The following is a 12,904-nucleotide window of genomic DNA, read 5'->3' as shown; positions in this document are numbered from 1 at the left end:
TGCGCCGCGCCTGATTGCCGGGCGGCCGGCGAGTGCGTTAGCGTGGGTCGTCCCCCGTGCCGCGTCGAGACCATGTCTGAATCCCGTTTGCCCTGGCGCCGTCTGCGCCGCCAGGAATTGCCCCGCGATACCGTCGAATGCGCGCGCTGGCTGCTCGGCAAGGTGGTCGTGCATCAGCATGCCGACGGCCTGCTGGCCGGCCGCATCGTCGAAACCGAGGCCTATCCGATTGGCGACCCGGCCTGTCATGCCCACGCCGGTCTCACCGCGCGCAATGCCTCGCTGTTTCGCGAACGCGGACATTGCTACGTGTATTTCATCTACGGCACGTGGTTCATGTTGAACGTGTCCAGCGAAGGCGCGGGCGAAGGCGCCGGCGTGTTGCTGCGCGCCCTCGAACCCCTGCACGGCGTCGATGTCATGCAGCGACTGCGTGGCGTAGCGCGTCTCACCGATGTCGCGCGCGGCCCGGGACGCCTCGCCCAGGCGCTCGCCATCGACCGCAGCCTCGACGGACTGGACATGTGCAAGCCGGGGCGTCTATGGCTGGGACACGGCACCGCGCCACTCGGCGAAACAGGCAGCAGCGTGCGCATCGGCATCAGCAAGGCGGCGGACAAACCCTGGCGGTTCTTCGAGCGCGGCAATCGGCATGTGAGCGGACCGCGACGCTTGTGCAGGTAGGTGCGTTGCTGTTGTGGGTCAGGCTTGAGCCTGACACTCGATCGGCCGAACCAGAAATCCAAACAATCCGAATGTCCGACTGAAGTCGGACCCACGAAGACCGGAGGAAATCAGGCATTCCTCGGATTCAAATATTCCTCCGCCAGGTCGACCGTCGCGCGCTTGCCGAGGTGGATGAAATTCTCCGCCAGCCATTGTGCGGCGGTGGCGCGCCCGCGGTCGCGCAGATCCGTCAGGAAGCGCCACTCGGTGTTGAACTTGCTGGCCGCGCCCAGCGCGTTGAGTGCATCGTCGGCGCGGATCGAATGGATCAGCATGTGGCGCAGGCGCGCACGGTATTCGTCCTTGATCCAGCCGTCCTCGATGAGCTTGGTGACGAAGGCCACCGCGCGGAACTCTTTCAACAGCGCGGAATTGAACGTGATCTCGTTGACGCGGTCGGCGATTTCGGCGGCGCTGCGTGGGATCTGCTGGTTGAAAATCGGGTTGATGTGCACCACCACCACGTCGCGGCTGTCGGTGTTGTAGAACAGCGGGAACAGCGAGGGGTTGCCCATGTAACCGCCATCCCAGTAGAACGCGCCATCGATCTCGATGGCCTGGAACAGGTTCGGCAGGCAGGCCGAAGCCAGCACCGCGTCGATGCTGAGTTCTTCATTGCGGAACACCCGCACGTTGCCGGTGCGGATATTGGTGGCGCTCAGGAACAGCTTGCTGCACTGGCAGCGCCTGAGTTCGTCGAAATCCACGCAGGCCGCCAGCACATCGCGCAGCGGATTGATGTTGAGCGGGTTCAACTGGTAGGGAGAGAAGCTGCGCGTCAGGCTCTCGAAAGCCACGTAGCTCGCGCTTTGTTCCGGCTTGATGCCGAGCAGGCGCTCCACCGGCGTCAGGCTCAACGGGCTGTAAGCCGCCGCGCTGCGGCTCACGTGGCGCCAGAAATCGTGCAGCGCCTGGCGCGCGCCATCGCGGCCGCCGCGCATGTTGCCATAGGCGTAGACCACCGCGTTCATGGCGCCGGCGCTGGTGGCCGAGATGCCTTCGAAAGTCACGCGTGCGTCTTCGAGCAGGTAATCAAGCACGCCCCAGGTGAAGGCGCCATGGGCGCCGCCGCCCTGCAAGGCGAGATTGATGGCGCGAAACTGCGCTTCACTCATGGGGGAGGACTCCGAACAGCGCGAAACAAGCCCGGCGCCTGCAACGACGACGGCACCGAGAGATGACATCTGCAGGCGATAGCGGCCGCGCTGCCGTCGGGCCGTAGGCAGGCACTACAATGGCCGCCCCGCATTTGCGCTAACCGGAGTTCCAATCATGGCCATATCCCTGCATGCACAATCCGTCGCGGTGCTCGACCACGGTCTTGCGGTACTGGCGAGCCTGCTCGACAAGGCGGCCGCCCACGCCGCCGCCGCCGGCTACGATGTCGACGTGTTGAGCGGCGCGCGCCTGTTTCCCGACATGCTGCCGCTCACCCGCCAGGTGATGATCGCCACCGACATGGCCAAGGGCGCGGCGGCGCGCCTGGCCGGCGTCGAAGTGCCGAAGTGGGAAGACACCGAGACCACCTTCGAGCAATTGCAGGCGCGCCTCGCCAAGGCCCGCGCCTTTCTCGCCGGCTTCACGCCCGCCCAATACGAGGGCGCGGAGAACCGCGCCATCGAAATCAAGACGCCGAGTCGGGCGTTCCAGTTCACCGGCGAACAATACCTCTTGAAATGGGTGCTGCCGAATTTCTATTTCCACCTCACCACCGCCTACAACCTGTTGCGTCACAACGGCGTGCCGCTCGGCAAGATGGATTTCCTGATGGTCGAGTGACACCGCGCCACGCGATGGCGCTCAGGCCGACACTTCCACCAGCCGCGCCTGTGCGCCCGCCACCGGCTCGATACGCAGACGCCGATGGTGGAAGGGCGCCACGCCCGGTCGATGGGCGATGCTGACCAGGGTGGTGTTCGGCAATTGCTCGCGCACCAGGGTGTAGACCTTGCGTTCCAGGTCCTCGTCGAGCGCCGAGGTTGCCTCGTCGAGGAATAGCCAATCGGGCTTGTTGATCAACACGCGCGCGAAGGCCAGGCGCTGCTGTTCACCGGGCGACAGGCGCTGCGACCAGCGATGTTCCTCGTCGAGGCTGTCGACCAGGCTTTCGAGTCCGCAATGCGCGAGCGCGCTCCGCAACTCATCGTCGCTGACGCTTGCGGCGCCGCGCGGATAGGCGACCACGTCGCGCAAGGCGCCGAGCGGCAGGTAGGGACGCTGCGGCAGGAACAGGGTGCTGGCGCCGGCCGGCACCTCGACGCGGCCGCGTCCGAAAGGCCAGATCCCGGCCAGCGCGCGGAACAGCGTGCTCTTGCCCGATCCCGACGGCCCGCTGAGCAGCACGTGCTGGCCGCGATGCAGGCTGCATTCGACATGACCGAGCAGCACGCGCCCATCGGGCAGCGCCACTTCCAGGCCGCGCGCGGCGATCACCGACTCGCCGCCCGTGGTCACGCCCAGCGCCTCGGGATCGGCGGCGGCCTGGGCAGCGTCCTGGATCGCCTCGTGGAAGCTGGTCAGACGGTCGACCGTCGCTTTCCAGGTCGCGAGCTGGTTGTAGGAGTCGATGAACCACGACAGCGATTCCTGCACGCGGCCGAAGGCCGACGAGGTCTGCATCAGATCGCCGAGCTGGATCTTGCCGCTGAAATAGCGCGGCGCGGCCACCACGAACGGGAAGATGGTGGCGAGTTGCCCGTACATGGCCGTGAACCAGGTCAGGCGCTTGCGGTAGTTCATGAGCGCCAGGAAGTTGTCGACCACGAAGCCGAAGCGATGCTCGAGCACTTTGCGTTCGCCGTCCTCGCCGCGATAGAAGGCGACGCCTTCGGCGTTCTCACGCAGTCGCACCAGGCCGTAGCGCATGTCGGCCTCGTAGCGCTGCTGCTGGTAGTTGAGGCCGATGAGCGGACGGCCGAGCTTGTGCGTCAACCAGGTGCCGACGATGGCGTAGACCAGCGCGCACCACACCATGTAGCCCGGCACGTGGATGTCGTGACCGAACAGCGTGAAGCCGAAAGCGCCCGACAGGCCCCACAGGATGGCCACGAACGAAAACAGGGTGACCACGCTGTTCATGAATTCGAGGGCGAGATTGAGCGTGCTCTCGGTGAAGACCTGCAGGTCTTCCTGGATGCGCTGATCGGGGTTGTCGGTGCCCTGGCTCTTGAGCTCCATGCGGTAGTAGCAGCGGTTGGACAGCCAGTCCTCGAGAAACACCTTGGTCAGCCAGCGCCGCCAGCGGATCTGCAACATCTGGCGCAGGTAGCTCTGGTAGACGGCGATCACGATGAAGCCGAAAGCGAGCAGCGAGAACAACATCAGCTGGGTCTTGAATGCCTCGTAGTCCTTGTTCTGGATGGCGTTGTAGAAACCGTTGTACCACTGGTTGAATGCCACGGTGAGCGCCACCAGGGCGAGGTTCATCGCCACCACCACGCCGAGCAACAGCCACGCCGTGCCCTTCTCCTCTGATTGCCAGTAGGGCTTGATCAAGGCCCACACCTTGCCGAGCTGGCCGTTGCGGGTGATGGACACTTTGTGCGTGACGTTGCTCATGCGCTATTCCGTGTGTGATTCGAAGACGCCGCTTGCGCGCGGCGCGGCGTGGCCGCGACAGCTTGGCAAAGACTAGAGCTGGTCTCAAAATTATTCGCGGCCGCGTTGCCCCGTGAAAAGCGTGATGGCAAGGCGCGGTGCGCAGGGAATAGTGGTGCTATTTTCAAGCGCCGCAACGCGGCCAGCGCGTTTTTCACGGGACAACCCGCAGGGCCGGTGCCCATTTTCGCGCATTACGGCGTTGCTCGTCGCTCATTTAGCGGTGCTAAACCACGCTCCTCGCGCCTTGTACTGCACAAAAATGGGCGCCGGCGCGACCACGAATAATTTTGAGACCAGCTCTAGGGTGATGCCGCGTTTGAGAGAGGTGGCGGCCGCCTGAGTTCCGCGTCGACGACCCTGCGTTCAATCGACTTCCATCACAGCTTCGATTTCTACCGCCACGCCGAGCGGCATGCCGTAGGCGCCGACCGCCACGCGCGCATGGGCGCCGCGCTCACCGAAGATCTCGATGAACAGCTCCGAGGCGCCGTTGATGACCGCGCCGATCTCGGTCAGCTCGGCGGTGCAATTGACGTAACCCGCGACCTTGGCTACCTGCTTGATGCGATCGAGATTGCCGCCCAGCGCCTCGCTGGCCTGGGCCAGCACGTTGAGCGCCGACAGGCGCGCGGCGGCGCGGCCTTCCTCGATAGTGAATTCGCGACCGACCTTGCCGACGTAGCGCAGCTCACCTTCCCACTGCGGGATCTGGCCGGAGATGTACAGGATGTTTCCGATGCGTGACGCTCCCTTGATCTTTGCCACCCGCGGCGGCTGGGCGCGCGGAATGACGATGTCGAGGGCGGCGAGACGGGCGGCAATGCTGGGTGCCATGGGCGCTGCTCCGTGGTGTGTCGATGGGCGAGGATGCGCGTCAGCGCGCGACGAAGCCGCCGTCCACCGGCAGCGCGTGACCGGTCATGAAGGACGCGCCGTCGGATGCCAGCCACACCACCGCGCTCGCGATCTCCTCCGGCTCGGCCACGCGGCCCATGGGTTCGAGCTTGGCGATGCGGTCGAGGAAGCCGGGCAGCGAACGGTCGGCGTTCTCGGTCATCTGCGTGCGTACGCCCCCCGGGCATACCGCGTTGATGCGGATGTTGTCGCGCGCATATTCGATGGCGGCGTTCTTGGTCAGGCCGATCACGCCGGCCTTGGCGGCGGAGTAGGCGGCGGCGTGGCTCATGCCCACCAGGCCCGCCACCGACGCGGTATTGATGATCGAACCGCCGCCGTGTTTCAGCATGTGCCGCAGTTCGTACTTCATGCAGTGCCATACGCCGGTCAGGTTGACGGCCATGACGCGCGCCCAGTCGTCGCTCGGGTAGTCATGGGTCTTGGTGAACACGCCGGCCACGCCGGCATTGTTGAAGGCGACATGCAGGCCGCCGAAGGCTTCGACCGTGGCGGCCACCATGCGCGCCACCGCCTGCTCATCGGCGACGTCCACGCCGAGGCTGCGCGCCGTGCCGCCCGCGCTCGTGATCTCGGCGACGGTGTCGTCGCAGGCCGCCACGTCGACCGCCATCACGCTTGCCCCGGCGCGCGCCAGCGCCACCGCGCTTGCCCGCCCGATGCCACTGGCGGCGCCGGTGACCAGTGCAATCTTGCCCGCGCACACTCCGCTCATGAGGCCTCCCCCTTCATGTTGTCGATGATCGTCAAGAGTGCAGCAGCCGCCGACAAGATGCCATCCCCTCGCATGGCTTCCCCGATCGCGCGTTGCGGGCGCGGCGCGCGCCGCTCGATACTGCGCGCAGCAACCTGAGGAGCAAACGACGTGACAGGCATGGTGCAGGACAAGGTCATTCTGGTCACCGGTGGCAGCACCGGCATCGGGCGCGCGACCGCGCGGATCCTGGCGCGCGAAGGGGCGACGGTGGTGATTGCCGACGTGCAGGACGAGGAAGGCGCGCGCACCGTCGAGGGCATCGTGGCGGACGGCGGGCGCGCCGAGTACCGGCACGTGGACGTCAGTGACCACGAGGCGGTGCGGGCCCTGGTGGCCGCCATCGCCGAGCGTCATGGCGGCCTCGACTGCGCGTTCAACAACGCCGGCATCGAGGGGCCGACCGCCAAGATCATGGAATTGCCGCTGGCCGACTGGCAGCGTGTCATCGCCGTCAACCTGACCGGCGTCTACATCTGCATGAAATGCGAGCTCGAGCAGATGCTGCGACAGGGGCGCGGCGGCGCCATCGTCAGCACGGCGTCGGCGGCCGGCCTCATCGGCATTCCCGGCGCGGCTGCCTACAACTCGGCCAAGCATGGCGTGGTGGGCCTGACCAAGACCGTGGCGCTGGAGTACGCGCGCCAGAACATCCGCGTCAACGCGGTCTGTCCGGGCTTCATCGAAACGCCCATGCTCGAGCGCGTGACCGACGCCAGCGTGAAGATACGCGAGCAACTGATCGGCTCGGTGCCGCTGCGGCGGGTGGCGCAGCCCCATGAGATCGGCGATGCGGTGGCGTGGCTGATGTCGGACAAGTCGAGCTATGTGACCGGCGTGGCCTTGCCGGTCGATGGTGGCTGGGTGGCGCAATAGGCGGCGCGCAAGCCCGCACGCGCGGCGCGACCGGCGCGCAAGCGCGTCGGGTATCATTGGGCGCTGATCAAGGAGCGCCCATGGACATCCTCTTGACCCTCGTCGATTTCATTCTCCATCTCGACCATCACATCGCCGAACTGATCGAAGACTACGGCGTATGGACCTACGCCATCCTGTTCGCGATCGTGTTCATCGAGACCGGCGTGGTGGTGCTGCCGTTCCTGCCGGGAGATTCACTGTTGTTCGTGGCCGGCGCCTTCGCGGCGCGCGGCCAGTTCTCGCTGGCGACCTTGATCGGGCTGCTGGCAGCGGCGGCCATCCTCGGCAATACCAGCAACTACTGGATAGGGCGCGCACTGGGACCCAAGGTCTTCCAGTGGCCGGACTCGCGGTTTTTCAATCGCGCCGCGTTCGACAAGACCCATGCGTTCTACGAGAAGCACGGCGCCATCACCATCATCCTCACGCGCTTCCTGCCTTTCATGCGCACCTTCTCGCCGTTTGTGGCCGGCGTCGCGGCCATGACCCATGCGCGTTTCCAGTTCTACAACATCACCGGCGGTCTGCTGTGGGTGGTATCGCTGTGCGTGGCGGGCTACTGGTTCGGCAACATTGCCTGGATCAAGAACAACCTGACGGCCGTGATCCTGGCCTTGATCATCATCCCGGCGTTGCCGACGCTGGTGGTGGCGTGGCGTGAGTGGTGGTCGGCGCGCGCGCGCCGCTCGGCCTGAAGGACGCGCCATCCACCAGCATCGACTCGCCCGCTCCGATGCCGGTACGGGTGTCGATAGTTAACCGGCCGCCGCCGGTCCTGGCCAGCCCGCGCCGTCGTTCGCTCCTCAGCTGATGGAACGCAGGTGCGCCGCCGCCGCACCGCGGCGGTGTGCACTGTAGAAACTGACGACGTTGTCGCCCGCCGCGTGGGGCGGGGCCAGCATGCGGTCGGCCACCGCCACCGCGATCACGATCTCGTGCGGATGCGGCGCGTCGAGCACCTGCACCGCCATTTGTTCGAAACAGTGGCCGAAGGCATTGACCTGCTTGCGCCCGAGCGGCACTTCGATGACGGTGCCGAGTCCGCCGCACTTGCGCGCCGAGGGCACGAGGGCCGAACTGGCGGCGTTGTGGGAGCGCAACGGCCCCAGCAATTGCGGGTGGAGCATGGCCGTGGCGTGCTCCAGATCGCCTTCCTCTCCGATGATGGCGGCCTTGCCGTAGCTTGCGATCTGGCCCGCTTTGAGGCCCAGCGCCGCCGCCGCCCGCAGTCCCAGCATGCCGGCCAGCTGCTGGCCGAGCGGCGCCAACAGCGAAAGATCGTGGGCGTAGATGCCGCGGCAGGGATTGTCGATCACCGCCAGTGCGGCGGCACGACGGCTCTCGGTGCGCGGCTCGTCGGCGTGCGGCGCCAGGATGGTCAACAGTTTGCGTATGCGTGCGGCGCTCATGGTCATCGTCCTCGGTCGCGCTGCCATCGGGATAACGTTCAATGGTGGACACCACATCGGCCGCGCGGGGCGTTTTTTGAGCGGGCGCGGCCGCGCCGGGCAGGGAGAGGACGGCGAGATTGGTGCCCTGGGCAGGAATTGAACCTGCGACCTACCGCTTAGGAGGCGGTTGCTCTATCCGCTGAGCTACCAGGGCGTGGACCGATGCCGGCGTGCGCCAGGCACGCTGACAATGGACGCGACGTCGATTGTAAGCAATCGTTTCCCTCACGTTAACAATTGGCAACGCCTGCGCCCGATCACCGGGGCGCGCGTCGCGCTCATCCACACTCCCGCCATCACGCGCCGCGCGGCGGGCGCGTCTCGCGATTCACGATACGTCGGCGCAGCGGGCCTCGTCAGCCGCGACATGCCGAGCGGGCGAACGACATGATCAAGCGCAACCTGGACGCCGCGCCAGTGGTGTCCGAAATCTTCGAGCGGCGACTCAAGGACAGCATCCTCGAGCGCGCGGTCGACGTGTTCGCGCCTTCCGAGCGCGATGAACTCATGCTGCTGGTGGACGACCTCGCGCGGCGCCTGGACGCGTTGGTCGAAGCCACCCAGAAAGTGCGCGAGTCACTGTCCTTCGACGTGCTGCTGACGCGCCTCATGACGCTCATCACCGAAGCCTTCGACGCCGATCGCAGTTCCTTGTTTCTGTACGACGCCGAGAGCCGCGAGTTGTTCTCGCGCGTCGCGCAGGGCGACATGGTCGACGAGATCCGCTTCGCCGCCGACGCCGGCATCGCCGGCAGCGTGTTCAGCCATGGCCAGCCCGCCATCATTCACAACGCCTACGCCGATCCCCGCTTCAACAGCGCGGTCGACGCCGCCACCGGCTATCACACCCACAACATCCTGTGCGTGCCATTGCGCACACGCGCCGGCGACATCATCGGCGTGACGGAAGTGCTGAACAAACGCCAGGGCGATTTCACGCTGGCCGATTGCGCGCTGCTGCAGGCCTTCACCACCCATGCCTCGATGGTGTTGGAGACCGCGCAGTTGTCCGAGCGCGCACGCGCCTCGCAACGCGAGGAGGCGCACATCCTGGCCGTGACCCAGGCGGTGTCGTCGGAACTGAACATCGACAAGCTGTTGCGCAAGATCATCAGCATCGCCACCGACCTGCTCGATGCCGAACGCAGCACGCTGTTCCTGTACGACGCGGCCAGCGATGAGCTGTGGTCGCGCGTGGCCGAGGGCCTGGCCGAGCGCGAGATCCGCATTGCGGCCGGGCTCGGTATTGCCGGCGAGGTGTTCACCACGCGCAGCGCGGTCAATATCCCTGACGCCTACGCCGACCCGCGCTTCAATGCCGATGTCGATCGCAGGACCGGCTACCGCACGCGTTCGATATTGTGCGTGCCGGTGCTGGACAAGCACGGCGTGCCGATAGGCGTGGTGCAGGTGCTCAACCGGCGCGGCGGGCCGTTTCGCCTGCGCGATCAGCGGCGCCTGGAAATGCTTGCCGCGCAAAGCGCCATCGCGCTCGACAACGCGCGCCTGTTCCGCGAAGTGCTGGACGAGCGCAATTACAGCGAAAACGTGCTGCGCAGCCTGTCGGATGCGGTGCTGACCATCGACAATCTCGGCAACGTGGTCAAACTCAACCAGGCGGCACGCAAGCTGTTGCGCGTGCGCGCCGACGAAATTCTCGGCGCCTCGACCGACAGGCTGTTTCGCCGCGCCAACCCGTGGTTGTTGGCCAGCATCCACAAGGTGCTCGCCGAGCGCGTGGCGGAGTTCGGTGTCGATGCAAGCCTGCGCCACTTCGACGGCGGCACGGTGGCCGTCAACTACCAGACCACGCCGCTCGCCGCCCCCGACGGCGCGCCGCTCGGCTGCACCATCATCATGGAAGACATCACGCGCGAAAAACGCTTGCGCGCGACCATGGCGCGCTACATGACCGCGCCGGTCGCCGAGCAGGTGCTGGCGGCCGGCGAGTCGGTGCTGGGCGGGCGCTCGCAGATGGCGACGGTGCTGTTTTCCGACATCAAGGGCTTCACCGGCATCGCCGAGCGCCTGGGGCCGCAACAGACGGTGTCGCTGCTCAATGAATATTTCAGCGAGATGGTGGAAATCGTCTTCGAGCACCATGGCATACTCGACAAGTTCATCGGTGACGCGGTGATGGCGGTGTTCGGTACGCCGTTCGCGTCGGAGCACGACGCCGACAACGCGGTGAAAGCCGCGCTGGGCATGCAGCAGGCGCTGGTCGAATTCAACGTGCGTCAGGCCGCGGCCGGCAAACCCGGCCTGGAAGTGCGCATCGGCATCAACTCGGGCGACGTGGTGGCCGGCAACATCGGCTCGACGCGGCGCATGGACTACACCGTGGTGGGCGACGGCGTGAATGTCGCGGCACGCCTGGAAAGCGCCAACAAGTACCTCGGCACCGGCATCCTGATCAGCGCCGCGACGCGCGCGCAGCTGCGCGACGAGTACCGTGTGCGCGAAATCGATTGGTTGAGGGTGAGCGGCAAGCACGAGCCGCTGGCGGTGTTCGAGGTGCGCGGCCATGGCCCGCAATCGGCGCCCGCCGGCGAATCCGAATTGCTGGACCGCTACGCGCGCGGCCTGGCGGCCTACCGCGCCCGCGACTGGCGTGCGGCAACGGCCCATTTCGAAGCCGTGCTGGCGATCGCGCCCGACGATCAGCCGGCGCGCCTGTTGCTCGCGAGGACGATGCGCTTCGCCGAGCAGGCGCCGCCGCCGGACTGGGACGGGGTGTGGGGCATGAGCGGCAAGTAAGCCGCCGCGCCCTGGCGCGCTGCCTCAGGCGCCGTCGCCTTCGTTGATCCTTGCCCAGGTGTCGCGCAGGGTCACGGTGCGAATGAATACCGGCGCATCAGCGCGCGAATCGACCTGGTCGCGACAGAAGTAGCCGACGCGCTCGAACTGGAAGCTGTCGGCGGCGCTGTCCAGCAAAGCCGGCTCGGCGCGCGCGGCGTGCACGACGACCAGTGAGTCCGGGTTGAGGTGGGCGAGGAAGTCGTCCTGCGCGGCCGGGTCGGGCACGTTGAACAGGCGGTCGACGAGGCGCACTTCCACGCTCGCGCCATGCGTGGCCGAGGCCCAGTGAATGATGCCCTTGACCTTGCGCCCCTCCGGATTCTGGCCACCGGCGGTACCGGCATCGTACTGGCAGCGCAGTTCCACCACGCGGCCGTCGGCATCCTTGATGACCTCGGTGCAACGGATGACGTAGGAAAAGCGCAGGCGCACTTCGGCGCCCGGCGCCAGGCGGTGGTATTTCTTGGGCGGGTCTTCCATGAAATCGTCGCGGTCGATGTAGATCTCGCGCGTCAGCGGCATGCGCCGCGTGCCGAAGGCCGGATCCTTGGGGTGGTTCTGCACTTCCAGCCATTCCACCTGGTCGGCCGCGAAGTTCTCGATGACGACCTTGAGCGGGTCCAGCACCACCAGCGCGCGAGGCGCGCCGCGGTCGAGTTCCTCGCGCACGCAGTTCTCCAGCACCGCCATGTCGATCACGGTCTGCTTCTTGGTGACGCCGACGCGCTCGCAGAAGGTGCGGATGGCGGCCGGCGGATAGCCGCGACGCCGCATGCCCTTGAGCGTCGGCAGGCGCGGGTCGTCCCAGCCGCTGACGTGGCCGTCGCGCACCAGGGTCAGAAGCTTGCGCTTGCTGGTGATGGTGTAGTTGAGCTCGAGACGCGCGAATTCGATCTGCTGCGGGTGGCAGGGCACCTCGAGCTGGTCCAGCACCCAGTCGTAGAGGGCGCGGTTATTTTCAAATTCAAGTGTGCACAGCGAGTGGGTGATGCCTTCCAGCGCGTCGGAAATGCAGTGCGCGTAGTCGTACATCGGGTAGATCTTCCAGGCCTCGCCGGTGCGGTGGTGGGGCGCATGGCGGATGCGGAACAGGGCCGGGTCGCGCATGTTGATGTTGGGCGAGGCCATGTCGATGCGCGCGCGCAGGATGTGCGCGCCCTCGGCGAATTCGCCGGCGCGCATGCGCGCGAAGAGGTCGAGGTTCTCGGCCGCACCGCGGTCACGGTAGGGGCTGGGCACGCCGGGTTCGGTGAGGCTGCCGCGCGTGGCGCGGATGTCCTCGGCGCTCTGGCTGTCGACGTAGGCGAGCCCTTTGCGGATGAGGTCGCAGGCGTAGCCGTACAGGGCTTCGAAGTAGTCCGAGGCGTGGAACAGGCGCTCCGCCCAGTCGAAGCCCAGCCAGCGCACATCGGCCTGGATGGCGTTGGTGTACTCCTCGTCCTCGGTGTCGGGGTTGGTGTCGTCGAAACGCAGGTTGCAGGCGCCGCCATATTCCTCGGCGATGCCGAAATTGAGGCAGATGGACTTGGCGTGGCCGATGTGCAGGTAGCCGTTGGGCTCGGGCGGAAAGCGCGTGGCGACGCGCCCGCCGTGTTTGCCCGAAGCCTGGTCGGCATCGATGATGTGGCGGATGAAGTGGCTGGTGGCGTGATCGGGTTTGGAATCCATGGGCGGGTCGAACGGTGGTCGTGATGGCTGGCGATTATAGGGGGGTTTGCGCTCTTCCAGGCGCCATGCGACG

Annotated in this window: 11 protein-coding genes and 1 tRNA gene; 5 read left to right on the top strand and 7 right to left on the bottom strand. The window is 66.4% G+C overall.

The annotated features are described in order from the left end of the window. Positions 1–72 precede the first annotated feature (72 nt). On the top strand, positions 73–684 hold the full coding sequence (locus IPM80_14650) for a DNA-3-methyladenine glycosylase (GenBank protein MBK8959626.1): 612 nt from the start codon (positions 73–75) through the stop codon (positions 682–684). 110 nt (positions 685–794) lie between these two features. On the opposite strand, the gene IPM80_14645 is transcribed toward IPM80_14650, so the two are convergent. Continuing rightward, positions 795–1,841, bottom strand: a complete 1,047-nt coding sequence (locus IPM80_14645; GenBank protein ID MBK8959625.1) for a patatin-like phospholipase family protein — start codon at positions 1,839–1,841, stop codon at positions 795–797. Between the two features lie 157 nt (positions 1,842–1,998). Between IPM80_14645 and IPM80_14640 the strand changes: the two genes are divergently transcribed. After that, a complete protein-coding gene (locus IPM80_14640; GenBank protein ID MBK8959624.1) occupies positions 1,999–2,505 on the top strand; it encodes a DUF1993 domain-containing protein in 507 nt (168 codons plus the stop codon). A gap of 21 nt (positions 2,506–2,526) precedes the next feature. Here IPM80_14640 and IPM80_14635 read toward each other — a convergent pair whose 3' ends face one another. The 3 genes from IPM80_14635 to IPM80_14625 form a co-directional block, all read right to left on the bottom strand. After that, entirely contained in the window at positions 2,527–4,284 is a 1,758-nt protein-coding gene (locus IPM80_14635) for an ABC transporter ATP-binding protein/permease (protein ID MBK8959623.1), read from the bottom strand. A gap of 405 nt (positions 4,285–4,689) precedes the next feature. After that, on the bottom strand, positions 4,690–5,160 hold the full coding sequence (locus IPM80_14630) for a RidA family protein (protein MBK8959622.1): 471 nt from the start codon (positions 5,158–5,160) through the stop codon (positions 4,690–4,692). 40 nt (positions 5,161–5,200) lie between these two features. Beyond that, positions 5,201–5,956 carry an SDR family oxidoreductase gene (locus tag IPM80_14625; protein ID MBK8959621.1) on the bottom strand — a complete coding sequence of 252 codons (756 nt, stop codon included), beginning with the start codon at positions 5,954–5,956 and terminating at the stop codon, positions 5,201–5,203. A 150-nt stretch (positions 5,957–6,106) separates the two neighbouring features. Here IPM80_14625 and IPM80_14620 point away from each other — a divergent pair, with 150 nt between their 5' ends. Further along, positions 6,107–6,871 (top strand): SDR family oxidoreductase, encoded by a 765-nt coding sequence (locus IPM80_14620; GenBank protein MBK8959620.1) that lies wholly within the window; start codon positions 6,107–6,109, stop codon positions 6,869–6,871. A gap of 80 nt (positions 6,872–6,951) precedes the next feature. Further along, complete coding sequence (locus tag IPM80_14615; protein ID MBK8959619.1) at positions 6,952–7,608, top strand: DedA family protein; 657 nt, start codon at positions 6,952–6,954, stop codon at positions 7,606–7,608. A 108-nt stretch (positions 7,609–7,716) separates the two neighbouring features. Here the strand turns inward: IPM80_14615 and IPM80_14610 are convergent, their stop codons facing one another. Continuing rightward, on the bottom strand, positions 7,717–8,322 hold the full coding sequence (locus IPM80_14610; protein ID MBK8959618.1) for an amino acid synthesis family protein: 606 nt from the start codon (positions 8,320–8,322) through the stop codon (positions 7,717–7,719). A 120-nt stretch (positions 8,323–8,442) separates the two neighbouring features. Then, a tRNA-Arg gene (locus IPM80_14605) sits at positions 8,443–8,518 on the bottom strand. 233 nt (positions 8,519–8,751) lie between these two features. Between IPM80_14605 and IPM80_14600 the strand changes: the two genes are divergently transcribed. Continuing rightward, positions 8,752–11,121, top strand: a complete 2,370-nt coding sequence (locus IPM80_14600; GenBank protein MBK8959617.1) for a GAF domain-containing protein — start codon at positions 8,752–8,754, stop codon at positions 11,119–11,121. Between the two features lie 24 nt (positions 11,122–11,145). On the opposite strand, the gene IPM80_14595 is transcribed toward IPM80_14600, so the two are convergent. Further along, entirely contained in the window at positions 11,146–12,831 is a 1,686-nt protein-coding gene (locus IPM80_14595) for a glutamine--tRNA ligase/YqeY domain fusion protein (protein MBK8959616.1), read from the bottom strand. Positions 12,832–12,904: the final 73 nt, after the last annotated feature.

The organism is Pseudomonadota bacterium (genome assembly GCA_016719885.1).
Classification (GTDB): Bacteria; Pseudomonadota; Gammaproteobacteria.
The sequence above is the reverse complement of the archived record's forward strand: the minus strand, read 5'-3'. Positions and strand labels throughout refer to the sequence as shown.